The following is a 22,404-nucleotide window of genomic DNA, read 5'->3' as shown; positions in this document are numbered from 1 at the left end:
GGGTCGGCGTTACGAGGGGGTCAGCGGGTGACCGTGGGGACCGGTACGGCGGCTTCCAGGGCCGGTTCGCCGCTGTCGGCTTCCTCTTGGCCGGCGGGGGTGGTGCGGGAGGCGAAGAGCATCACGACGGCGGCGGTCGCCATGGCGGCCGCGCCGATCCACAGGGCGGGCTTGAAGCCGTCGACGAAGTTCTGGCCCGAGGCGTAGCCGCCGTTGTGGGTGAAGACGGTGGTCAGGACGGTCACGCCCAGGGGTGCGCCCAGTTCGCGGGCGGCGGAGTTGGCGCCGGAGGCGATGCCCTGTTCGGCGGGGTCGACGGAGCCCATCGTCAGGTTGAACAGCGGGGCGAAGAAGCAGGCGACGCCCACGCCGCCCAGGAGGTAGCCGGGCAGCTGCTCGAGGTAGGAGGCATCGGGGCTCATCGCCAGCGCCCAGTAGGCGAATCCGGCGGCCAGCATGGCGAGTCCGAAGACGGCCACGGGGCGGCCGCCGATCCGGTCCGAGAGGATGCCCGCGACGGGGGCGATCAGCAGCGGCATCGCCGTCCACGCCAGCATCCGCACGCCCGCCTCGGTGGGTGACATGTGCTGGATGGTCTGCATGAACTGGGTGATGAGGAAGACCACGCCGTACATGCCGAAGGCCATCAGCAGGGCGCCGGCGTTGACGGCGCTGAAGGCGCGGTTGCGGAACATGCGCATCGGCAGCATGGGGGCGCGGCTGCGCTGTTCCCACAGGACGAACAGCACGAGCAGCACGGTGCCGGCGGCCAGCGGGCCGGCGACCAGCGGGGCGCCCCAGCCGTCGTGGCCGCCGGCGCGGATCAGGCCGTAGACGAGGCCGAGGATGCCCAGGCCGCTCAGGACCGTGCCGGGCACGTCCAGGCGGTCGTTGGGGCCGTGGCTCTCGGCCAGGGCGCGCCAGGCGGCCGGGACGAGCAGCAGGCCGACCGGCACGTTGATCCAGAAGATCCAGTGCCAGGAGATGTGTTCGGTCACGATGCCGCCGACCAGCGGGCCGCCGGCGATGGACAGTCCGCTGACGGCGCTGTAGATGCCGAGGGCGGCGCCGCGCTTGGCCGCGGGCACGGCGTGGGTGAGCAGGGTGAGGGAGAGCGGCATGATGATGGCGGCGCCGACTCCCTGGATGACGCGGGCGGCGATCAGCTCGCCGATGCCCGGTGCCACGGCGGCCCCGGCCGACGCGGCGGTGAACACCAGCAGGCCGACGATGAACATGCGGCGGCGCCCGAAGCGGTCGCCCAGGGAGGCGCCGAACATCATCAGCATGGCGAACGACAGTGTGTAGGCGTTCACCGTCCATTCCAGGTCCTCCAGGCTGCCACCGAGGTCGTCCCTGATGGTGGGCAGTGCGACGAGGACCACCAGATTGTCGAGTCCGGCCATGAAGGCGGTCAGGCCCGTGATCAGGATGGCCATGCCCGGGGACTTCCCCACCCCGGCGGTCTTGCCGCCGGCGGCGACGTTGTCAGTACTCATTCAGGGGTTTCCTTCCGACTTCACCATGGGGGGACACCGGTGTGCGTGGCGCGGTCCGGTGACCGGGCGCCGGCCCGGGTGCCGAGCGCGCAGGGCATCACGTCGAAGCTAGGCAGCGCTGCTCGAGCGGTGGTCGAGTTGCGTTCCACGCCGTACGGGGGTGCGGGGCCTCCAGTGCTTCTCCGCCTGCGCTCGATCGCACGGCCGCACGATCGGGCAGCGGACTCGGGCAGGCCCTGCCTTCCCCGGACCGGCCGCACCGCGTGCACCCGCCGCCCGCCGCACCGAGTCCACCCGCTGTCCGCGGCACCGCGTCCACCCCGCCGCACGGCTCTCGTCCGCCGCGCCGCGTGCGCCCCGCCGCGCCGCGCCGGGAAGGGGGGCTCGTGCGGGCGGGAGCCGGCGGGGCCGCCCGGCTCGTCGAGGCCCCGGCGGACGCCACGAGGGACCGGAAAACCACCCCACCGACGACGTTCAAGGAAGGCCGAGATGAAGGGCATCATCCTCGCCGGCGGCAGCGGCACCCGGCTGCGCCCGCTGACCGGTGCGCTGTCCAAACAGATCCTGCCGGTCTACGACAAGCCCATGATCTACTATCCGCTCTCCGTGCTGATGCTGGCCGGTGTGCGGGACATCCTGGTGATCTCCTCCAGGGACCACTCCGACAGCTTCCGCGCCCTGCTGGGTGACGGCTCCCGGCTCGGTCTGAACATCTCCTACGCCGAGCAGGACCAGCCGCGCGGGATCGCCGAGGCGCTGGTCATCGGCGCCGACTTCATCGAGGACGACCAGGTCGCGCTGGTGCTGGGCGACAACATCTTCCACGGGCCGCGGTTCTCGCTGCTCCTGGACGACGCGCTGCGCCGGCTCGACGGTGCGGCGCTGTTCGGCTACCGGGTGCGCGATCCGCACCGCTACGGCATCGGGGAGATCGACGCCGACGGCCGGCTGCTGTCGCTGGAGGAGAAGCCCGCCGAGCCGCGCTCCAACATCGCGGTGACGGGGCTGTACTTCTACGACAGCGACGTGGTCGGGATCGCGAAGAACCTCTCCCCCTCGGCGCGGGGCGAGCTGGAGATCACCGATGTCAACCTCGCCTATCTGGCGCAGGGCCGGGCCCGCCTCACCGAGCTGGGCCGCGGCTTCGCCTGGCTGGACATGGGCACCCACGACTCGCTGCTGCAGGCGGCGCAGTACGTCCAGCTGGTCGAGCAGCGCCAGGGCGAGTGGATCGCCTGTGTCGAGGAGGTGGCGCTCAACCGCGGTTACATCACCGCCGAGCACTGCCGGCGCCTCGGCGAGGAGATGGCGGGCACCGCTTACGGCGCCTATGTCACCGAGGTCGCGGCCCGTCACCGCCTGACGCCGCCCGCCCGCGTAGCCTGAGAAGGAGAACGTGCCATGCTCTGCATCCGACCCTCGACCCCGCACGGCGCGGGGCTGTCCGCCGGGCCGGCGGGCGCCGTCGCCGGCCGGGCCGTGCCGCCCGGTTCCCGCACGGTGGCCGGGGGTGCGTCATGACGACCCGGGTCCTGGTCACCGGCGGGGCCGGGTTCATCGGCTCGCACTACGTGCGCACCGTCCTGGGCCCCGACGGCCCCGGTGACGTCTCGATCACCGTGCTGGACAAGCTGACCTACGCGGGCAATCCCGCCAACCTCGACGAGGTCCGCGACCACCCGCAGTTCTCGTTCGTGCAGGGCGACATCTGCGACCCCGAGCTGGTCGCCAAGCTGATGGCCGAGCACGCCCAGGTGGTGCACTTCGCCGCGGAGTCGCATGTCGACCGGTCCATCGACGGGGGCGCGGAGTTCGTGCGCACCAACGTGGTGGGCACGCACACGCTCACCGACGCGGCGCACCGGGCCGGCGTCGAGGTGTTCGTGCACGTCTCCACCGACGAGGTGTACGGGTCGATCGAGGAGGGTTCCTGGCCCGAGGACCATCCGCTGGAGCCGAACTCGCCGTACTCGTCGTCGAAGGCGTCCAGCGACCTGATCGCGCTGTCGTACCACCGCACGCACGGTTTGGACGTGCGGGTCACCCGCTGTTCGAACAACTTCGGGCACCACCAGTTCCCCGAGAAGGTCATCCCGCTGTTCGTGACGAACCTGCTGGACGGCAGGAAGGTCCCGCTGTACGGCGACGGCGGCAACGTCCGCGACTGGCTGCACATCGACGACCACGTCCAGGGCATCGAGCTGGTGCGCACCAGGGGCCGGGCCGGTGAGATCTACAACATCGGCGGCGGCACCGAGCTGTCCAACCGGGAGCTGACCGCGCTGCTGCTGCGGGCGTGCGGCGCGAGCTGGGCGGACAGTGTCGAGCACGTCGAGGACCGCAAGGGCCACGACCGGCGCTATTCGGTGGACTGCACCAAGATCCGTCGGGAGCTGGGTTACCGGCCCCGCAGGGGTTTCGAGGAGGCGCTCGCGGAAACCGTACGGTGGTACCGCGACAACCGCGGCTGGTGGGAGCCGCTCAAGGGGGCGGCCGGCGGAGCGGGCATCTCCGGTTGAGTGAGAACTTCACCCGTCGGCGATGAACCCGACACTGTCCGCGAGGTGGGCGCGCGTCGAAGAATTCCGGTCATTGGAGCACCAGCCCACCACGACAGTGAGGATCTACTCCGATGAGCCATGCGAGTGTCAGCACGGACACCGGCCCGGCGCGCATCACCGAGGCAGTTCCCGCACGTCCGCTCCTCGTGGTCGAGCACCTCGGCCACCGCGCCGGTCCGGCGGTGCGCTTCACCTTCTGCGCCGAGGCGGCTCCCGCGGCGGCCGACGCTCCCGCGTTCACCCTGTGTGCCGGCCCGATCCCCGCGAACGTCGCTCTGACCTACACCTACGGCGCCCCGACCGCGGCGCCGGTGGCCGTCGAGAGCGACTCCGTCGCGGGGTCGTGGATATGACGACAGAACTGCCGCCTTCCAACAGACCGGGGCCGGGTGCCCCCCAGGACGGGGAGGCCCTCGTCGGGTTCCGGCACCACCTGCGTCCGGCGACGGTCCCCGGCGAGGCGACCTACCTGGTCTCGCGGCAGGGCGTGACCGCCCTGCACGGCGCGCTGGCCGAGGTGCTGGTCCCGCTGCTCGACGGCACCCGGTCCCTCACCCAGATCCTTCAGGCCGCCGCGCCCGCCCTGACCGCCGAGGAGGCGCAGGGCGGGCTGCGGCTCCTGAGCGAGGCCGGGCTGCTGCGCTTCGGCACCCCGGCCCCCTCGGCCGCGGCCGGTGACCCGGTCGCCGAGGCGTACTGGGACCTGGCCGGCCTGGACGGTGCGCGGGCCGCGGCCGGCCTGGCCTGCTCACGGCTGCGGATCCTGCCGCTGGCCGGCGTCGACGCCGCCGCGGTGCTCGCCGCCGGCGCCGACTCGGGCCTGACCGTGGCCGACAGCGACACCGACCTCACCCTGGTGCTGTGCGACGACTACCTCTCCCCCGAGCTGGAACGGGTCGACGCCGAGCACCGGGCGGCGGGCCGGCCGTGGCTGCTCGCCCGCCTGTGCGGCTACGAGCCGTGGATCGGGCCGTTCTTCCGGCCCGGCGAGGGCCCCTGCTGGACGTGCCTGGCCCTGCGGGTGGAGCAGCACCGCAGCTACGAGGGGCCGCTGCGGCAGGCGCTGGCCCTGGAGGGGCCGCTGGGCCGGCCGATCGCCTCGCTGTCCGCGGGCCGGGTCATGGCCGCGCAGAGCGCGGTGCTGGAGGCCGCCAAGTGGCTGGCCGGCCTGCGCTACGCCGATCAGGGTGCCGTCCGCACGGTCGACACCCTCACCCTGCGCACCCGTGTCCACGCGGTGCCGCGGGTCCCCCAGTGCCCTTCCTGCGGTGACCCGCAGCTGACGGCCCGGCGGGTGCGCGCGCCGTTCGTGCCCGTGTCGCGGCCCAAGGCCGCCCCCGGCGGCGGCGGGCACCGGGCGCTGACCCCCGACCAGGTCCTCGAGCGCTACGGGCATCTGGTGAGCCCGGTCACCGGGATCGTCTCCGCACTCGAACCGGCGCCGGGCGCACCGGAGTTCGCCACGACCTATGTGTCGGGGCGCAACCTGGCGATGCGTGAGCGGGGCCCGGCGGGGCTGCGCGCGCTCAGCGGCGGCAAGGGCCTGACCGACGCCGAGGCCCGCACCAGCGCGCTGTGCGAGGCGGTGGAACGCTACAGCGGCACCCGGCACGGCGACGAGCCGGTCGTGGTGGACACCCTGGCCGGGCTGGGCGAGCAGGCGATCCATCCGCACGCCTGCCAGCTGTACGCGCAGCGGCAGTTCCGTGAGCGCGCGCTGTGGAACCGCTCCGGCTCGCCCTTCCATCATGTGCCCGAGCCCTTCGACGAGCAGCGGCCGGTGGAGTGGACGCCGGTGTGGTCGCTGACCGGGCGGTGCCACCGGCTGCTGCCCACCTCGATGCTGTACTTCCCCCGCGACGGGGCCGGTTCGCGCGCGCCTTACGCCGACTCCAACGGCAACGCGGCGGGCAGCAGCCCGGAGGACGCCCTGGTGCAGGGGTTCCTGGAGCTGGTGGAGCGCGATGCGGTCGCCCTGTGGTGGTACAACCGCACCCGGCAGCCGGCGATCGACCTGGAGTCGTTCGGCGAGCCGTACATCGGCCGGCTGCAGGAGGGGTACGGGCGGCTGGGGCGCCGGGTGTGGGCGCTGGATCTGACCAGCGACCTCGGTATCCCCGCGGTGGTGGCGCTGTCGCGGCGCGAGGGCGCGGCCGGCGAGGACATCATCTTCGGTTTCGGTGCCCATTTCGACCCGGCGGTCGCCCTGCGCCGGGCGCTGACGGAGATGGGGCAGCTGCTGCCGGCGGTCGGCGACGGCCTGCCCGGGGGCGGCTACGGCATCACCGACGCGCTGCCGGTGCGCTGGTGGCGGCAGGCGACCGTCGTCAACCAGCCGTATCTGCTGCCGGATCCGGCCTTGCGGCCGCGGACGCCCGGCAGTTGGGACTATGCTCCGCGCACCGACCTGCTGGACGACGTCGAAGCGATCACGCAACTCGTCGGCGGCAAGGGCATGGAGCTTCTCGTCCTGGACCAGACCCGGCCGGAGGTGGGAATGCCGGTGGTCAAGGTGATGGCCCCGGGTCTGCGGCACTTCTGGGCCAGGTACGCGCCGGGCCGGCTGTTCGATGTGCCGGTCGACCTCGGACGGCTCTCCCGCCCCACTCCCTACGAGCAGCTCAACCCGATCCCGCTGTTCGTGTGAAGCGTTCGTTTCCGGCCAGTTGCACGTCCTCCGTGCCCGTGTGCGCCGTGCCGCAGCAGCGCTCTGTCCGGCATGAAGTCCGGTATGGTTTCGAACCAGATTCGGACACGAGGGGGCTCGTACGAGGTGGACCGTCCCGATCCCTGGAGTTTTCTGTCGCGTTCCGGTCCATCGCAGGACCACCGCAGCGCGGCCACCAGAACCGCCCGGGGCATTCTGGTGGCCGCGCTGTTCTGCTACCTGGCGATCACCTTCCTCAACATCCTCACCCAGCGGCTGGCCGCGTCCGGGCTGGCGCTGGCGCTGACGTGTCTGGTGCTGGTGTTCCTGCTGCAGCTGGTGCACTCCTCCCCCGCCATGGCCGGGGCGCGGATGCGCACCAAGGTGCTGACGCTGGCCGGCCAAGGGGCCTTGTCGTACCTGCCGTTGATGTGGTTCGGGGTGTCCTGGGGGGCGATGGCCGGGTTCTTCGCCGGGTCCGTGCTCCTGCTGCTGCCGGCCCGGTGGGGCTGGACGCTGTACGGGCTGACGACGCTGAGCCTGCTGGTGCCGGGCATCCTGGACGACCGCAGCGTGGTCGACATCGTGTACATGGGCCAGACCACGGCGCTGACCGGTCTGGTGGTGTACGGGCTGAGCCGGCTGACCAGTCTGGTGGAGCAGCTGCACCGCGCCCGCGCGGATCTGGCCCGGCTGGCCGTCAGCAACGAGCAGTTACGTTTCGCCAGGGACCTGCACGATCTGCTCGGGTACAGCCTTTCGGCGATCACGCTGAAGAACGAGCTGATCCACCGGCTGATCCCGGCCAACCCGATGCGGGCCCGCGAGGAGGTCGACGAGGTGCTCGGCATCTCCCGCCAGGCGCTGGCCGATGTGCGCCGGGTCGCCAGCGGCTACCGGGAGATGGCGCTGGGTTCGGAGCTGACCTCCGCCGAGTCGGTGCTGGCCGCCGCCGACGTCGAGGTCAGTGTCGAGTGTGACGACGCCGTCGAGCACCTGGGCACGGCGACGTCCACGGTGCTGGCCACGGTGCTGCGCGAGGGGGTCACCAATCTGCTGCGGCACTCCAAGGCCTCGTACTGCCACATCTCCGCCCGGGTCGAGGGCGACCTGGTGCGCCTGCGGATCGTCAACGACGGTCTGGTGCAGGGGCATCAGGTGCCGTCGCCGCACAGCGGCACCGGTCTGGGCAACCTCCAGCAGCGGCTGGAGGGCATCGGCGGCCGGCTGACCGTGCGCCGCCTGGCGGGCGAGGGCGGTTCGGACGTCTTCCGGCTGACCGCCCAGGCGCCGGTGCGGGCGGCCGGGCCGCATGACGCGGGCGGGCGGGCGGGCGGATTCGCCGGCGAGGAAGAGCCGTTCGGGCCGAGCGGCATCGCGGTGTGAAAGCCCGCCCGGCGGGCGGGGGTTGGGTAGGATCGAAGGATTTGCGGTGTAGGGGGAGGGCGACGATGATACGGATCATCCTGGCCGAGGACATGCACATGGTTCGGGGCGCGCTGGTGGCTCTGCTCAATCTGGAGGACGACCTGAAGGTGGTCGCCGAGCTGGAGCGGGGGGACCAGATCCTGAACGCGGCCCGTGAGCACCGGCCGGACGTCGCCATCATCGACATCGACCTGCCGGGTCTGGACGGGCTGAGCGCGGCCGAGCTGCTGCACGAGCGGGTGCCGGAGTGCCGCACGCTGATCCTGACCAGTCTGGGCCGTCCGGGCACGCTGCGCCGGGCCATGTCGGCGCGGGTGGCGGGTTTCCTGCTCAAGGACGCGCCGCCCAGTGACCTGGCCCAGGCGGTGCGCCGGGTCGCGGCCGGGCAGCGGGTGGTCGACCCGCAGCTGGCGCTGGCGGCCTGGGGCGGCGGGGAGAGCCCGCTGACCAGCAGGGAGACGGAGGTGCTGCAGCTGGCCGCGCAGGGCACCGAGCCGCAGGAGATCGCCGGTCAGCTGCGGCTGTCCGCGGGCACGGTGCGCAACTACCTCACCACGGCCGTGACCAAGCTCAACGCCCGCAACCGGGTGGACGCGATCCGTATCGCGCGCGAGTCGGGCTGGCTGCTGTGAGCGGCCCGGCCGGCCCCGGCCCCTGGGGGCGGGTGCGGGGTGGTCAGCTGGCGGTCACCGTCATCCCGGCGCCGGCCAGGTAGCCCAGTATCTGCCGGGTCAGCTCGGCGGGCAGCGGCAGCATGTCGACGATGGCGTCGGGGGTGGTCGGCCAGGCCAGCAGGGACACCACCCACATCGCCTCGGGGCGGTGGATCTCCACCCGGTGGTCCATGACGCGGGACTGGATGACCAGCACGTCCCCGCGCACGGTGATCGTCACGGTGGGCCGCAGCCGTACCCGGCGCTGGGCCGGCAGGTGGACGAGGGAGAAGCGGGCGGTGCGGTCGACCGGCACCACCGACAGCACCGGCCCCTTGAGGTCCTCCAGGGAGAGTGTCCTGATCACCACGTGGGAGATGCCGCGCAGCACCGACAGCACCACCGCGTAGGTGCTGTGCCCGCCGGGGCGGGTGTCGCCGGGCTCGACCAGGTTGGTGAGCAGCACGGGGCCGAGTTCCATGCGGCGCAGCATCTCGGCGACCTCGGGCGCGGGGTCCTCGACCCGTTCGGTGCCCAGGGGTCCGCTGAGCACCAGGGCCCGGCCTTCCTCTTCCCATCCGACCACCGTGTCCTCGCGCAGCGACCACAGGTGGTGCAGGCGCGGGATGGCATTCTCGGTGGGGGACTTCACGGTCTACCGACCTCCTCAGGCTGTCGGAGCCGACGACATGTGCGGCTCCCCCGCGGCCCCCGCTCGCGACTCCAGTATGGAAGCGGGTAGGTGGCATGGGCAGCGAACGGGTCACACACGGGGCATGAGAAAATCACGGGCTGTTCACCGCCGGCCCGGGAGCGCCCCGTGGTGTGTGCGCGGGGCCGGGCGGCCGTCGCCCGGTCAGCAGGCGGGGGCGGGGGTGCCGGCCGGGTCGTGGCCGGCGGTGCGCAGGGCTTCGTCGAAGAAGGCCAGTGCGCGCAGGTGGTAGGGGCGGGCGGCGCGGCCGAGGCTGATGTTGTGGCCGGCGCCCGGCTGGCGCTCGACGCGGACGAGGGGTGCCCTGGTCAGGCGGGAGGTCAGGTCGGCGAGGTCGGCTTCCTCGTGCTGCCACCAGGCCTCGTGCTCGGCGAAGGTCAGGCGCAGCGGGATGTCGATGCGGGGTGCGAGTTCGTCGAACATCGCCGGCCACAGGGGTACTTCGGCGGCCTCGCGGGCGGGGATGGGGGCGATGAGGTGCTCGGCCGCGCGGAAGGTGCCCGGCGGGTAGAGGCCGAGCGGGCCCCAGTTGCGTTCCCATTCCAGGTGGCGGCGCAGGCGGCGGCGTTCGTCGGGCCGGATGCCGTAGCGGTGGCCGACGCCGGAGGCGTCCAGGGCGAGCAGGCCGGGGGTGCGTGCGGCGGTCGTCAGGGCGAGTTTGCCGCCGTAGGAGTGGGCGAGCAGGAGGAAGCCGCGGCCGACGCGGTGGCGGGCGGCGAACGCCTCCAGCGCGGCGGACAGTACGGCGGACTGCTCGTCGAGGGTGAGGCCGGCGGGGGCCTGTGCGGCGGAGTGGCCGTAGCCGGGCCGGTCCAGGGCCAGCACCGTGTAGCCGAGCCGGGCGCCCAGGGTGAGCAGGGACAGGTCGGCGTCGGCCTGTCCGTCGAAGTAGCCCGCGCGCATGCCGCCGCCGTGCACGGCGACGACGGTCGCGCGGGGCGGGGTGTCGGGCGGCTGGGCCAGCAGGCCGGACAGGGTGAGGCCCGCGGCGTCGAGGAGGATCGGGCGGACCCCGGCGGAGTGGGCCGGCACCGGTGCTGTGCGGTCCGTCCTGGACAGGCTCATGGGTGGTGGTCCTTGTCGTGGGCGGCCGGGCCGGCTGCCGGGGTGCCCGCATCCGTGCGCCCCGGCACTGCGGGCTCAGGCAAGCTGACGGGCGAAGGTGGCCATGTCGAAGTAGAGCGTCTCGTCGACCAGGACGTCGCCGTCGAAGTGGAAGAAGACGGCGACGGGGGCGTCGACGGACTTGCCGCGGTTGGGTATGCCGCGCCAGTCGGCCTCCTGCTTGGCGCGGAACTGGGCTTCCAGGATCACCGCGGTCGGCGTGTGGTGGACGTGGAGCAGGTCGTGCTCGGGGTGCGGGAAGGCCTCGCGCAGCTCGGCGAAGTACTGCTCCTTGATGGCCTGTTCACCGATGAACGGGCTCTCCTCGTACGCCATGACCCGGTAGACGCCGCCGCGGGGGAAGGTGGCGAGCACCCCGTCGATGTCCCAGGCGTTCTCGGCGATGGTGTGCTCCATGACGACCGCCTCGCGCTTCTTGCGCAGTTCGGCGTCGGGCTGCGCGAGGTCGGCGCCAGGCAGCTTGAACTCGTGCTCCTCGGAGGACATGCGGGCTCCCTTTGAGATCTTGGCCGGTTCGGTTCGTCAGTGACGCTAGGTCGTCGTCCTCGCCTGTCCCTCGTACCTGGCTGGAGCGCGGGCAGGCGCGGCGCAGCGCCGAGGCGGGTTGCAGGGGGTGGGGCGGGCGGCGGGCGCGCGCCGGGGGGTGGTGGTTCGGGCCGGAGGGTGGGGGTGGTTGGGGCCGGGGGTGCGGGGGTGGTGGGGCCGGGGGTGCGGGGGCAGGGCGCCGACCTGCCGATACACCGGCGGTCAAGACGGGCTCCAGTCCCGCGCCCATCGCGGTGTCCCACGGTGGGTTGCTCAAGGCCCCGGCGTGACGCGGGCCTTGAGGGGCCGCGGCCGGCGCGCGCCGCCGTCACTTCACCGACAAGGGAGACGCTATGGAACGGCCGCTTGCTTCGGCGGACAACCTCTACCGGCTGCTCATGGGGCCCGCGGCCGTCTCCCCGGATGCGCCGGCGGTGGTGGAGGCGGACCAGGACGGGGTCCTCACGGAGGTCTCCTACCGTGCGCTGGACGTGCTGACCCAGCAGTACGCGGACGTCCTGAACGGTCTGGGGCTCGATGTCGGTGACCGTGTGGTGATCGAGGCGGACACCTCGGCGCCGGCGGTGGCCATGCTGCTCGCCTGTTCGCTGCTGGGGCTGCCGTTCGTGACGGTGAGCCCGCAGACACCAAACGCCCGTCTGGTGTCGATCGTGGGTTCGGTCGAGCCGGCGCTGCACGCCCGGGCCGGCCATCTGGCGCGCCGGGAGTCGGTCGAGGTGGAGGGCAGCGCGTACTTCGGCCCCGCGGGTCTGGTGGTCGAGCGTGCGCCGGCGCGCCGGGTGCGCCGGCGGCGTGCCGTGCTGGCCACCGACACCGCGTACATCGTCTTCACGTCCGGGTCGACGGGCCGGCCCAAGGGGGTGGTGATGAGCCACCGGGCGATCGTGACGTTCCTGCGTGCGATGCTGCACGACCGGCTGGCCGGGCCCGGGGACCGGGTGGCGAGCACGTCGCCGCTGCAGTTCGACTTCGCGCTGTTCGGGATCGGTGTGGCGCTGGCCGCCGGCGCGGCGCTGGTGCCGGTGCGGCGTGAGGATCTCGGCTCGCCGCGGCGCATGATCGGTTTTCTGCGCGATGCCGGGGTCACCCAGGTGCACGGTGTGCCCTCGCTGTGGCGTCCGGTGCTGCGTCATGACCCGCAGCTGCTCGCGGAGTTGCGGCGGCTGCGGTCGGTGGTCTTCGCGGGAGAGGAGTTCCCGCTGCCGGAGCTGCGCCGGCTGCAGCAGACGCTGCCCGGTGTCCGGCTGGTCAACGGTTACGGGGCGACGGAGTCGATGGCCGCCTCGTTCACGGATGTTCCCGATCCGCTGCCGGCCGGGCTGGAGCGGCTGTCGATCGGTCACGCCCACGCGGGCGCGGAGATGACGGTGGTGGACGAGCGCGGTGAGGTCGTCACCGAGCCGGGCGGCATCGGGGAGATCTACCTGCGCAGCCCGTGCCTGTTCACCGGTTACTGGAACGATCCCGAGGCGACGGCGGCGGTGCTGGTGCCCGACCCGGTCGAGTCGCGGCACGGGCAGAAGGTGCTGCGCACCGGGGACCTGGCCCGGGTGGGCGCGGGGGGTGATCTGGTGTTCGTGGGCCGCTGCGACCACCAGGTGCAGATCCGCGGGAACCGGGTGGAGCTGGGTGAGGTCGAGGGCACGCTGACCCGTCTGCCGTCGGTGACGGCGGCCGCGGCGGTGCTGGTGCCGCGGGCGGGGGACCACGTGCTGATGGCGGCCGTGGTCCTGGACGGCGGGCAGGCGCGGCTGGACGTGCGGGCGGCGCTGGCGGTGTGTGCGCGGGAGCTGCCCGCCTACATGGTGCCCCGTTCGGTCCGCGTCGTGCCGGAGCTGCCGCTGACCGTGAACGGCAAGGTCGACCGGGAGGTGCTGGCCCGGCAGCTGGCCTCCCCGACCGCCACACCCACGACGCCTGCGGCGCCGGCGGCGCCCGCGGTGCCGACGGTGTCCGGGGTGCCGGGGCCGGTGGCGACATCGGATGTACGACTCGCTACGAACGCCAACGCTTAGGAGCTTTACGTGACTTACACCTTGTCCATCAACCAGCGGGTGCGGCTGAACGACGTCGCCTCGACGGCGGTCTCGGGTGATCCGGTGGCCATCGACGACTCCGTGCGCGCGCGGGTGCAGGCCTCGCGCCGAACGCTGGAGAAGTTCGTCGCGGAGGAACGCGTCATCTACGGCGTCAACACCAGCATGGGCGGGTTCGTCAACTACCTGGTGCCGGTGACGATGGCGCGGCAGCTGCAGGAGAACCTCCTGAACGCCGTGGCGACCAACGTGGGTGATCATCTCGACGATGTCACGGTCCGGGCGATCATGACGTCGCGGATCGTGTCGCTGTCGCGGGGCAACTCGGCGATCTCGCCGGCGAACCTGGACAAGCTGATCGCGGTCCGCAACTCCGGTGTGGTGCCGTGTGTGCCGGAGAAGGGGTCGCTGGGCACCAGCGGCGACCTGGGGCCGCTGGCCGCGATCGCCCTGGTGTGCATCGGCCAGTGGAAGGCGCGGCTGGACGGTGAGGTGCTGCCCGGTGGTGAGGCGCTGCGGCGGGTGGGCATCGAGCCGATGGAGCTGAGTTTCAAGGAGGGCCTGGCGCTGATCAACGGCACCTCCGGCATGGTGGGCCTGGGCAGTCTGAACGTGGCGCGGGCCCAGCGGCTGCTGCGGACGTATCTGCTGGTGTCGGCTCTGTCGGTGGAGGCGCTGGCCGGCAAGACCAAGCCGTTCGATCCGCGGGTGCACGCCCTCAAGCCGCACAAGGGGCAGCAGGAGGTGGCCCGGTTCCTGTGGGAGACGCTGGCCGACTCGACGCTGGCGGTGGACGAGCTGGACACCGAGCATCTGCTGTCGGGTGAGATGGGCAAGACCGCCAAGGCGGGTTCGCAGTCCATCGAGGACGCCTACTCCATCCGCTGCACCCCGCAGATCCTCGGGCCGGTCGTGGACAGTCTCGCCTCGATCGAGAAGGTCGTCGAGGACGAGCTGAACTCCTCCAACGACAATCCGCTGGTCGACCCCGACGAGAACGAGGTGTTCCACAACGGGCACTTCCACGGGCAGTACGTGGCCATGGCGATGGACCATCTGGCGATCGCGCTGACCACGCTGATGAACCTGTCCAACCGGCGCATCGACCGGTACCTGGACAAGAGCAACAGCGAGGGCCTCCCGGCGTTCTTGTGCCAGGAGAACCCGGGGCTGCGGCTGGGGCTGATGGGCGGCCAGTTCATGACCGCTTCGCTGACCGCGGAGACGCGGGCGAAGACCATGCCGATGTCCATCCAGTCGCTGACCTCGACCGCGGACTTCCAGGACATCGTCTCGTTCGGTTTCGTCGCCGCCCGGCGGGCCCGGGAGGTGCTGGACAACGTCGCCTACGTGGTCGCCTTCGAGCTGCTGTGCGCCTGCCAGGCGGTCGACATCCGCGGCACGCAGGGGCTGTCGCCGGCGACCCGGCGGCTGTACGAGCAGGTGCGTGAGGTGGTCCCCTACCTCGACCACGACGTGACGATCACCGACTACGTGGAGGCGCTCGCGCAGCGTCTGCTCGACGAGCCGGGCCTGGGCTGAGGAGCGCCGGTGCCTGTCTCGTCGCCGCAAGCGAAGGTGTTCGACGCGCTCGAGGGCCCGCCGCAGGCCGTGCGGACGGCCGAGGGCACGCGCGTCACGGTGCGGCTGCCCGTCGAGCGGGCGGCCGCGCAGATGGCCGGCCACTATCCGGGCTTCCCGATCCTGCCGGGGGTGCTGCTGATCGACGCGGTGCGCCAGGCGGCCGCCGGTGCGGTGGGCGGGGAGCTTTCGCTGCGCAGCATCGACCGTGCCCGCTTCGCGCGCCCGCTGTTCGCGGGCGACGAGCTGGAACTGGTCCTGCTCGTCACGGCGGGGGCGCACGGCCGGGTCACGGTCCGTGCGCGCGGTGCGCGCGGGGACGGGCTGCCGGCGGCGGACGTGTCCCTCACGCTGGAGCCGGTGGTGGCCGGTGCTTGACCACAGCCAGGTGCGCGGCCGGCTGCGCCAGCGCCCTCCGATGCTTTTGCTGGACACCGTGCGCCACTTCTCGCCGCCCGGCTCCCTGGTCGCCACCAAGGCGGTCACCGGCGGGGAGGACTGCTACCGCGACGTGGCCGACGGCGCCGGCATCGACGGTTACGCGTATCCGTCGGTGCTCGTGCTCGAATCGTTCGGCCAGGCGGTGTCCGTGCTGTGGTCGCTGGCCGGGCTCGGCCCGCCCGAGGAGGTGCCGCTGATGGTCGGCGTGCGCGACCTGGTCTACGGCGCGCCGGCGGTGCCCGGCGACGTCCTGGAACACCATGTACAGCTTCGTCATCATTCCGGCGGGGTCGGTGAGTTCACCGGCCGGACGCTCAGCGCCGGCGAAACGGTTCTCGACGTGGGTTCGATCCTGGTGGTCTCGCGGCCTGCCGCGAGTCTGCTGCCCCCCGCGCCGGCATCCCCTCAAGACAAGGACGGCAGATGAACGACACCGACAACTCCCTGGCCGCAATCCGTGCGATCGTCGCGGAGATCCTGGCGCTGGGCGAGGACGAGATCGACGACAACGCGGACCTGTTCGACCACTACCAGGCCGACTCGCTCAACCTCATCGAGATCGTCGCGCAGGTGGAGAAGCAGTTCCGGGTGGTGCTGCCCGCGCAGGAGCTGCCCTCGGCGCGCACCATCGCCGCGCTGTACGGCCTGCTGGCCGGGCAGCGGGCCTGACCGCCTGCGGCGCCCTCGGTCCTGTCGTGTTCTTCGCAGACACAGGAGTCAGCCCCGTGACGATTCCGACCAGCCGGGCGACCGGCCCCGGCGCTGTGGCCGTGCGTGCCGTGCGCGGTGCCACCCAGGTCGCCGGTGACGATCCCGTACTCATCGAAGAGGGCACCCGGGAACTCCTCGGCGAGATTTTGCGGCGCAACGAGCTCGGCGATGCGGATTTGATCAGCATCGTCTTCACCACCACCCACGATCTGCGTTCGGCTTTCCCGGCGGCCGCGGCCAGGAAGCTGGGCCTGACCGACGTCCCGCTGCTGTGCACGGCCGAGATCGCGGTCCCGGGCTCGCTCGAGCGCGTCATCCGGATTCTGGCGCATGTGCACAGCCCGCGGCCGCGTGACGGCATGCATCACGTCTATCTCGGTGCCGCGGCGGCGCTGCGCCCCGACCTGGGTGCCCCCCTTGCGGGCACTGACTCCCCTCTGCCCCAAGGAGCCTGATCATGTCCGCGACGCCCCTCGCCTCTCCCGTCCGTGACCGCGATCTGCGGCCGCCTGCCGCCCTCGGCGTCAACGCGGGCCGGCTGGTGGCCGCCGAGCAGCAGCCCGTGTGGGCCGACCCGCAGCGCGCGTCCGCGGTGCGGGCCGAACTGGCCGCGCGGCCCGGCCTGGTGGGCTGGGAGGAGGTGCAGATGCTGCGCCTGCTGATGGCCGAGGCGGCCGGCGGCACCTACCAGGTCATCCAGGCCGGGGACTGCGCGGAGGACCCCGCCGAGTGCCACCCGCAGGCGGTGAACCGCAAGATCGGCCTGATCGACGCGCTGGCCGGCGTCATGAAGATCAACACCGGCAGGCCGGTCATCCGCATCGGCCGCATCGCCGGGCAGTTCGCCAAGCCGCGCAGCTCCCCCACCGAGACCGTCGACGGGCTCGAACTGCCGGTCTACCGGGGCCATCTGGTCAACGGGCCCGCCGCCACCGCCGAGGAGCGCCGCGCGGACGCGGAGCGGATGCTCGCCTGCTACACGGCGGCACAGCAGGCCACCACGCTGCTGCGCCAGCGCACCGGCGCCTGGATGCCGCCGACCGGGGCGCCGGTGTGGACCAGCCACGAGGCGCTCGTGCTGGACTACGAGCGGCCGCTGCTGCGCCGCGCGGCGGGCGGCCAGAGCTACCTGGCCTCCACCCACCTGCCCTGGATCGGTGAACGCACCAGGGACGTGGACGGCTCCCACGTGAAGCTGCTCGCCCAGGTCGCCAACCCCGTGGCCTGCAAGGTCGGTCCCACCATGACCGCCGCGCAGCTGGTGCAGCTGTGCGCCCGGCTGGACCCGGGCCGGGAGCCGGGCCGGCTGACGCTGATCGCGCGCATGGGCGCCGGCCAGGTCGCCGCCCGGCTGCCGGCGCTGGTGAGGGCCGTCGTGGAGGCCGGGCACCCGGTGTCCTGGCTGTGCGACCCGATGCACGGCAACACCATCAAGACGCCCGCCGGGCTGAAGACCCGGTCGGTGGCCACCGTGATCGAGGAGGTGGTGGCCTTCCAGGAGGCGGTCACCGAAGCCGGCGGGGTCGCGGCCGGCCTGCACCTGGAGACCACCCCGGACGACGTCACCGAGTGCGTCTGGAGCCCCGCGCAGTCCGCCGACGTCGCCCGGCGCTACACCACGCTGTGCGACCCGCGGCTCAACCCCCGCCAGGCCGTGGCCGTCGCCGGGGCCTGGAGCGCCGGGTGAGCCGGGTGAGCCGGCCGAGCCGGGAGGGATCGCCGATGTCCGTCGCCTATCTGGGCCCGCAGGGCTCGTTCACCGAGGCGGCCGTGCGCGGGCTGGGCGTGCCGCGGGCGGCGGCGGTGCCGTATCCGACGGTGCGTCAGGTCCTCGACGCGGTGCGCCGCGGCACGCAGCAGGCCGGTGTCGTCCCGTGGGAGAACTCCGTCGAGGGCGCCGTCACCGAGTCCGTCGACGCGCTCACCGGCGGGCGGGACCTGGTCATCGTCGCCGAGACGCTGCTGCGGGTGGAGTTCGCGCTGGCCGTCGTCCCGGCCGGCAGCCTCGCCTCCGTACGGCAGGTGGTGACCCATCCGGTCGCGCACGCCCAGTGCCGTGCCTGGCTGGGCGCTCACCTGCCGCGCGCCGAGGTGGTCAGCGCCACCTCCACCGCGCAGGCCGCCCGGGACGTGGCCGCCGCGGGCGCCGCGCACCGGGCGGCCATCGCCGCGCCGGACGCGCTGCGCCGCTACGGGCTGGACATCGTCGCCCAGGGCATCGGGGACCGCACGGACGCGGTGACCCGCTTCGTGCGGGTCTCCCGGCCGGTGGCCGCCACCGGCGGGCCCACCGGCGCCGACCGCACCAGCCTGGTCGTTCCGCTGGCCGGCCAGATGCAGCATCTGCACGCCGTGCTGGAGGAGTTCACCCGCCGGGGTGTCCGGCTGACCGCCGTGCTGTCACGGCCGGGCGGTTTCGGCCTGGGCACCTATTCCTTCCTCCTGGAGTGCGAAGGACACCTCGACGACGCCCCCGTGCGCACGGTCGTCGACGCCCTGGTGCGGCGCCACGCCGCGTTCGTGCTGGGCAGCTACCCCCGCGCCGGCGCGGACCGGCCGGCCCTCACCGGATAGAACCGCCCCCCTGGCCGGGTGTTCAGATCGGTTCGGCGAGCCGGGCCAGGGCGCGTTCGACGACGGCGGTCTGGGCGTGCGGCGGTGCCTGCCGCTGTTCGAGCCGGCCGATCTCGATGGAGCTGTCGACGACGAACCGGCACCGCTGCTCGTGCCGGGCGGAGAACGCCTGGAGCGTGGCGGGGACGGTGCGGTGGCGGGCGAGTTCCTCGGCGAGCACCAGCGCGTCCTCGACGGCGATGCCGGCGCCCGAGGCCAGCTGCGGTGTGGTGGGGTGGGCGGCGTCACCGACGAGGAGCACCCGCCCGCGGTACCACGGGCCGGGCAGGCTGAACGTCTCCAGCGGCCGGTAGGCGATCTCGCTGCCGGGGCCGATCGACTCCCGGAAGTCGCCGACGTGCCCGCCGTAGGGTGCCAGCAGGCGGGCGAGGGCGGCGGGCAGTTCGTGCGGCCGGCGGGTGCGGCGCGGGGTGCGCTCGACCACGAACAGGTACATGCGGGTGGCCGCCACCGGTGTCCAGCCGACCTTGACCTCACCGCCGAGGAAGTAGTGGCGGCGGTCGATTCCCGGCGGGCGCGGGACGAACATGCGCCACACGCTCTGGCCCGTGTAGTGCGGGCGGGGCGCGCCGGGGAAGACCTGGCGGCGGGTGCGCGAGTAGATGCCGTCCGCCGCGACCACCAGGTCGTAGCGGCCCCGGGTGCGGTCGCTGAAGGTGACGTCCACGCCGCCGGCGTCCTGGACGATGCGGGTGACGGACGTGCCGAAGCGCGGGCGCACCCCGCAGGCGAGGACCTTCGCGGACAGGATCCGGTACAGCACCGGGCGGCCGATGCCGCCGGAGCCGTGCACCTGCGCCTGGGCGGGCATCGGGGTGGGGATGTCCCGGATGTGGCTGCCGTCGACGCCGCACACCCGGATGCCCTCCCCCACGTACCCTTGCGCGGCGACCTCCTCGTACACCCCGAGCTGGCGCAGCGCGCGCAGGGTCGGCCCGGTGATCGTCAGCCCGGCGCCGCTCACCGTCCAGCCGGGCTCGATGTCGATGAGGTCGACCGCCGCGCCGGTGCGCCGCAGGGCGATGGTGGCCGACATGCCGGCGATCCCGGCGCCGATTATCAGCACGTGAGGGGTGCGCTGCGGCGTCATCGTGGTCCTTCCCGGTCGTTCACGAAGGGGCGCCTCGGGGCGCGGTCGTTGAAGCGGTCTGTGAAAGCGGTCTGTGCAGCGGCCGTCGGCTGGAGGTGCCGGGCGGGTGCCGGCACCGGCACCGGCACTGGTGCAGGCGAAGTGGCCGGGTGGTGGGCGGCCCTTGCGCGGCGGGTCTCGGGTGTGCGGCGGGTCGCGGGTGTGCGGGGGTGTGGGGGTGGGGTCAGCCGGTTTCCGCGGCGCGGCGCAGGGCGTCGGCGCGGTCGGTGCGTTCCCAGGTGAAGTCGGGCAGCTCGCGGCCGAAGTGGCCGTAGGCGGCGGTCTGGGCGTAGATGGGGCGCAGCAGGTCCAGGTCGCGGATGATGGCGGCCGGGCGCAGGTCGAAGACCTCGGTGATGGCGCGGGCGATGTGGTCGGGTTCGGCCGTGTGGGTGCCGAAGGTCTCCACGAACAGTCCCACCGGTTCGGCCCTGCCGATCGCGTAGGCGACCTGGACCTCGCAGCGGGCGGCGAGGCGGGCGGCGACGACGTTCTTGGCGACCCAGCGCATCGCGTAGGCGGCCGAGCGGTCCACCTTGGAGGGGTCCTTGCCGGAGAAGGCGCCGCCGCCGTGGCGGGCCATGCCGCCGTAGGTGTCGATGATGATCTTGCGGCCGGTCAGGCCGGCGTCGCCCATGGGGCCGCCGATCTCGAAGCGGCCGGTGGGGTTGACGAGCAGGCGGTGGCCGTCGGTGTCGAGTTTGATGTCGTCCTCGGCGAGGCGGGCCAGGACGGGTTCGACGACGTGGGTGCGGATGTCGGCGGCCAGCAGCGTGTCGAGGTCGATGGCGCTCGCGTGCTGGGAGGAGACGACCACCGTGTCCAGGCGGGCGGGCCGGCTGCCGTGGTACTCGATGGTGACCTGGGTCTTGCCGTCGGGCCGCAGGTAGGCGAGGGTGCCGTCCTTGCGGACCTTTGCCAGGCGCAGGGACAGGCGGTGGGCCAGTTCGATCGGCAGCGGCATCAGGCTGGGCGTCTCGTCGGTGGCGTAGCCGAACATCAGGCCCTGGTCGCCGGCGCCCTGGCGGGCCAGTGCGTCGTCTTCGCCGTCCGTGCCGGCGGGCGTGCGGCCGGCCGGGCCGACGCCGCGTGCGATGTCGGGGGACTGCGCGCCCAGGGAGAGCGATATGCCGCAGGAGTTGCCGTCGAAGCCCTTGGCGGAGGAGTCGTAGCCGATGTCGAGGATCTTCGCGCGGACCAGGGCGGCGATGTCGGCGCGGGCGGTGGTGGCGACTTCGCCGGCGATGTGGACCTGGCCGGTGGTGATGAGGGTTTCGACCGCCACGCGGGCGGCGGGGTCCTGGCGCAGCAGGGCGTCCAGGACGGTGTCGCTGATCTGGTCGGCGATTTTGTCGGGGTGTCCCTCGGTGACGGATTCGGAGGTGAACAGGCGGTGGGACATGGCTCTCCCCAGGGGTGTGAAGGCGGTGGCCTGGTGCGGGAGGCGGTCAGGGGTTCCTGGTGGCGCTGAGGATGCCCTGCAGCGGCAGGGCGTCCGGCGGCAGCTGCGCGGGGTCCTGGGAGAGGGCCCGGGTGACGGTGAATCCGGCCTCCTGCAGCCAGGCGCGGAAGGTCGACAGTTTCTGGGGGCCGCCCTGGCCGGTGGCGCAGCCCAGGAAGAAGGACGGGTAGTAGTCCACGCTCCAGGAGTCCTTGATGTCCTCGGCGTAGATGGGCACCAGGATGTGGAGGCGGCCGCCCGGTGCGAGGGAGGCGTGGACGCGGGTGAGGATCTTCAGGACGTCGTCCTTGTCGAACATGTTCAGGAAGTGTTTGATCAGGACGACGTCGAAGCCCTCGGGGACGCCCTGGAAGACGTCTCCGCCGATGAACGACGAGGTGGCCTCCACGCCGTGTTCGCGGAAGTTGCGCAGGCATTCCTCGCGCTTGCCGGGCAGGTCGAAGGTGGTCACCCGCAGTCCGGGTGAGCCTTTGTGGCGGTGGGTGTGGATCGCGCCGAGGCCGGTGTGTCCCGCCAGGTCCAGGACGTGGGAGCCGGCGGGGATGTCGATGTTGTCGAAGAACCAGGGGTCGATGCGGTCGGTGACGGAGTCCATCAGCCGCGACCAGGACTCGCGCAGGTCCGCGTGCACGCCCATCGCGGCGTACAGGTCCCCGTCGAATCCGTACAGTTCCCGCAGTCCGACGGTGGTGCCGGTGCGCACGCTGTCGGTGAGGTAGTACAGCTGCCGGAGCGTGGTGACCTTGATCTTGTCCATGAAGGCCAGGACCCGGTGCAGGTCGGCGTCGGGTACGTCGGCCAGGGCGTCGAGGCGGTAGGTTCCCGCGGTCTCGTCGTGGGCGACGAAGCCTTCCTTGACCGGCAGGTGCAGGAGCTGTTCGACCGCGTCGGGCTTGGCTCCCACGGCGGCGGCGAGCTGGGCCGCGCTCTGGCCGGGACGGTCGCGCAGGGCGTCGATGAGGCCGAGTTCGAAGCAGGACAGCAGGTTCATGAACCGTGCGGGTCCCACCATGTACTCGCGGAAACGGGCGAGTGTGGCGTGTGCAGTCATGGAGCGGTTCCCTTCGAGGTCGCGCACAGGCCGGTGCCCGGTCGCGGCTGCCTTGGCCGAGCATCGGGGGTGCGGCGTGCGCGGGGCGTGGGCTCGGGGGCGCCGGGTAGGGGCCGCGCGCCCGGGGCGGGGCCCGCGGCCGGGCGTTCGCGCAGGCCGGGACGGGGTCCGCCGGTGCCCGCTGAGGC

The 22,404-nt window shown here is 72.6% G+C and carries 21 protein-coding genes; 14 read left to right on the top strand and 7 right to left on the bottom strand.

What is annotated here, in order from left to right; all coding sequences use genetic code 11:
• Positions 1-20: 20 nt before the first annotated feature.
• Complete coding sequence (locus G7Z13_RS00105; RefSeq protein ID WP_166004473.1) at positions 21-1,439, bottom strand: DHA2 family efflux MFS transporter permease subunit; 1,419 nt, start codon at positions 1,437-1,439, stop codon at positions 21-23.
• A gap of 549 nt (positions 1,440-1,988) precedes the next feature.
• Between G7Z13_RS00105 and rfbA the strand changes: the two genes are divergently transcribed.
• The 6 genes from rfbA (at position 1,989) to G7Z13_RS00075 (ending at position 8,767) form a co-directional block, all read left to right on the top strand.
• Complete coding sequence (gene rfbA / locus G7Z13_RS00100; protein ID WP_165994919.1) at positions 1,989-2,885, top strand: glucose-1-phosphate thymidylyltransferase RfbA; 897 nt, start codon at positions 1,989-1,991, stop codon at positions 2,883-2,885.
• Between the two features lie 131 nt (positions 2,886-3,016).
• On the top strand, positions 3,017-4,018 hold the full coding sequence (gene rfbB / locus G7Z13_RS00095; protein WP_165994918.1) for a dTDP-glucose 4,6-dehydratase: 1,002 nt from the start codon (positions 3,017-3,019) through the stop codon (positions 4,016-4,018).
• A 113-nt stretch (positions 4,019-4,131) separates the two neighbouring features.
• A complete protein-coding gene (locus G7Z13_RS00090; RefSeq protein WP_165994917.1) occupies positions 4,132-4,413 on the top strand; it encodes a hypothetical protein in 282 nt (93 codons plus the stop codon).
• On the top strand, positions 4,410-6,707 hold the full coding sequence (locus tag G7Z13_RS00085) for a TOMM precursor leader peptide-binding protein (RefSeq protein ID WP_165994916.1): 2,298 nt from the start codon (positions 4,410-4,412) through the stop codon (positions 6,705-6,707). Before G7Z13_RS00090 ends, G7Z13_RS00085 begins: the two co-directional genes overlap by 4 nt.
• Positions 6,708-6,926: 219 nt before the next feature.
• A complete protein-coding gene (locus G7Z13_RS00080) occupies positions 6,927-8,093 on the top strand; it encodes a histidine kinase (RefSeq protein WP_240926050.1) in 1,167 nt (388 codons plus the stop codon).
• 65 nt (positions 8,094-8,158) lie between these two features.
• Positions 8,159-8,767: a response regulator transcription factor gene (locus G7Z13_RS00075; protein WP_165994914.1), complete on the top strand. Its 609-nt coding sequence runs from the start codon at positions 8,159-8,161 to the stop codon at positions 8,765-8,767.
• A 43-nt stretch (positions 8,768-8,810) separates the two neighbouring features.
• Here G7Z13_RS00075 and G7Z13_RS00070 read toward each other — a convergent pair whose 3' ends face one another.
• From G7Z13_RS00070 to G7Z13_RS00060, 3 genes are all read right to left on the bottom strand, one after another.
• Positions 8,811-9,440, bottom strand: a complete 630-nt coding sequence (locus G7Z13_RS00070; RefSeq protein ID WP_165994913.1) for an NADH oxidase — start codon at positions 9,438-9,440, stop codon at positions 8,811-8,813.
• Between the two features lie 204 nt (positions 9,441-9,644).
• Positions 9,645-10,565 carry an alpha/beta fold hydrolase gene (locus G7Z13_RS00065; protein WP_165994912.1) on the bottom strand — a complete coding sequence of 307 codons (921 nt, stop codon included), beginning with the start codon at positions 10,563-10,565 and terminating at the stop codon, positions 9,645-9,647.
• A gap of 75 nt (positions 10,566-10,640) precedes the next feature.
• Positions 10,641-11,111, bottom strand: a complete 471-nt coding sequence (locus G7Z13_RS00060; RefSeq protein ID WP_165994911.1) for a nuclear transport factor 2 family protein — start codon at positions 11,109-11,111, stop codon at positions 10,641-10,643.
• 392 nt (positions 11,112-11,503) lie between these two features.
• Here G7Z13_RS00060 and G7Z13_RS00055 point away from each other — a divergent pair, with 392 nt between their 5' ends.
• The 8 genes from G7Z13_RS00055 (at position 11,504) to pheA (ending at position 18,514) form a co-directional block, all read left to right on the top strand.
• Positions 11,504-13,186, top strand: coding sequence for an AMP-binding protein (locus G7Z13_RS00055; RefSeq protein ID WP_165994910.1), 1,683 nt, complete (start codon positions 11,504-11,506; stop codon positions 13,184-13,186).
• Positions 13,187-13,195: 9 nt separating this feature from the next.
• Entirely contained in the window at positions 13,196-14,749 is a 1,554-nt protein-coding gene (locus tag G7Z13_RS00050) for a phenylalanine aminomutase (D-beta-phenylalanine forming) (protein WP_165994909.1), read from the top strand.
• Between the two features lie 9 nt (positions 14,750-14,758).
• Positions 14,759-15,166 carry a hypothetical protein gene (locus tag G7Z13_RS00045; protein ID WP_165994908.1) on the top strand — a complete coding sequence of 136 codons (408 nt, stop codon included), beginning with the start codon at positions 14,759-14,761 and terminating at the stop codon, positions 15,164-15,166.
• Entirely contained in the window at positions 15,159-15,656 is a 498-nt protein-coding gene (locus tag G7Z13_RS00040; protein WP_165994907.1) for a beta-hydroxyacyl-ACP dehydratase, read from the top strand. The genes G7Z13_RS00045 and G7Z13_RS00040 overlap by 8 nt, the downstream gene beginning before the upstream one ends.
• On the top strand, positions 15,653-15,898 hold the full coding sequence (locus tag G7Z13_RS00035) for an acyl carrier protein (RefSeq protein ID WP_165994906.1): 246 nt from the start codon (positions 15,653-15,655) through the stop codon (positions 15,896-15,898). The genes G7Z13_RS00040 and G7Z13_RS00035 overlap by 4 nt, the downstream gene beginning before the upstream one ends.
• Positions 15,899-15,993: 95 nt before the next feature.
• The gene (gene aroH / locus G7Z13_RS00030; protein WP_166004471.1) at positions 15,994-16,395 is read left to right on the top strand and encodes a chorismate mutase; all 402 of its coding nucleotides are present in this window, start codon (positions 15,994-15,996) and stop codon (positions 16,393-16,395) included.
• Positions 16,396-16,397: 2 nt separating this feature from the next.
• Positions 16,398-17,627 (top strand): 3-deoxy-7-phosphoheptulonate synthase, encoded by a 1,230-nt coding sequence (locus tag G7Z13_RS00025; protein WP_165994905.1) that lies wholly within the window; start codon positions 16,398-16,400, stop codon positions 17,625-17,627.
• Positions 17,628-17,662: 35 nt separating this feature from the next.
• The gene (pheA, locus tag G7Z13_RS00020) at positions 17,663-18,514 is read left to right on the top strand and encodes a prephenate dehydratase (protein ID WP_165994904.1); all 852 of its coding nucleotides are present in this window, start codon (positions 17,663-17,665) and stop codon (positions 18,512-18,514) included.
• Positions 18,515-18,536: 22 nt separating this feature from the next.
• Here pheA and G7Z13_RS00015 read toward each other — a convergent pair whose 3' ends face one another.
• From G7Z13_RS00015 to G7Z13_RS00005, 3 genes are all read right to left on the bottom strand, one after another.
• On the bottom strand, positions 18,537-19,664 hold the full coding sequence (locus G7Z13_RS00015) for an FAD-dependent monooxygenase (RefSeq protein WP_165994903.1): 1,128 nt from the start codon (positions 19,662-19,664) through the stop codon (positions 18,537-18,539).
• A gap of 223 nt (positions 19,665-19,887) precedes the next feature.
• Complete coding sequence (metK, locus tag G7Z13_RS00010; protein WP_165994902.1) at positions 19,888-21,105, bottom strand: methionine adenosyltransferase; 1,218 nt, start codon at positions 21,103-21,105, stop codon at positions 19,888-19,890.
• A gap of 46 nt (positions 21,106-21,151) precedes the next feature.
• A complete protein-coding gene (locus tag G7Z13_RS00005) occupies positions 21,152-22,216 on the bottom strand; it encodes a methyltransferase (protein ID WP_240926049.1) in 1,065 nt (354 codons plus the stop codon).
• Positions 22,217-22,404 lie beyond the last annotated feature (188 nt).

Origin of the sequence: Streptomyces sp. JB150 (assembly GCF_011193355.1) — a bacterium.
In the GTDB taxonomy this organism is placed as follows: domain Bacteria; phylum Actinomycetota; class Actinomycetes; order Streptomycetales; family Streptomycetaceae; genus Streptomyces.
This window is presented reverse-complemented; position numbering and strand designations above follow the sequence as displayed.

Bases quoted from the DNA above. Each gene is read 5' to 3' on its own strand.
- pheA (WP_165994904.1), top strand. From the start codon at position 17,663: ATGTCCGTCGCCTATCTGGGCCCGCAGGGCTCGTTCACCGAGGCGGCC.
- G7Z13_RS00085 (WP_165994916.1), top strand. From the start codon at position 4,410: ATGACGACAGAACTGCCGCCTTCCAACAGACCGGGGCCGGGTGCCCCC.
- G7Z13_RS00035 (WP_165994906.1), top strand. From the start codon at position 15,653: ATGAACGACACCGACAACTCCCTGGCCGCAATCCGTGCGATCGTCGCG.
- rfbA (WP_165994919.1), top strand. From the start codon at position 1,989: ATGAAGGGCATCATCCTCGCCGGCGGCAGCGGCACCCGGCTGCGCCCG.
- G7Z13_RS00105 (WP_166004473.1), bottom strand. From the start codon at position 1,439: ATGGCCATCCTGATCACGGGCCTGACCGCCTTCATGGCCGGACTCGAC.
- metK (WP_165994902.1), bottom strand. From the start codon at position 21,105: ATGTCCCACCGCCTGTTCACCTCCGAATCCGTCACCGAGGGACACCCC.
- G7Z13_RS00060 (WP_165994911.1), bottom strand. From the start codon at position 11,111: ATGTCCTCCGAGGAGCACGAGTTCAAGCTGCCTGGCGCCGACCTCGCG.
- G7Z13_RS00025 (WP_165994905.1), top strand. From the start codon at position 16,398: ATGTCCGCGACGCCCCTCGCCTCTCCCGTCCGTGACCGCGATCTGCGG.
- G7Z13_RS00065 (WP_165994912.1), bottom strand. From the start codon at position 10,565: ATGAGCCTGTCCAGGACGGACCGCACAGCACCGGTGCCGGCCCACTCC.
- G7Z13_RS00015 (WP_165994903.1), bottom strand. From the start codon at position 19,664: ATGACGCCGCAGCGCACCCCTCACGTGCTGATAATCGGCGCCGGGATC.
- rfbB (WP_165994918.1), top strand. From the start codon at position 3,017: ATGACGACCCGGGTCCTGGTCACCGGCGGGGCCGGGTTCATCGGCTCG.
- G7Z13_RS00005 (WP_240926049.1), bottom strand. From the start codon at position 22,216: ATGACTGCACACGCCACACTCGCCCGTTTCCGCGAGTACATGGTGGGA.
- G7Z13_RS00075 (WP_165994914.1), top strand. From the start codon at position 8,159: ATGATACGGATCATCCTGGCCGAGGACATGCACATGGTTCGGGGCGCG.
- G7Z13_RS00055 (WP_165994910.1), top strand. From the start codon at position 11,504: ATGGAACGGCCGCTTGCTTCGGCGGACAACCTCTACCGGCTGCTCATG.
- G7Z13_RS00090 (WP_165994917.1), top strand. From the start codon at position 4,132: ATGAGCCATGCGAGTGTCAGCACGGACACCGGCCCGGCGCGCATCACC.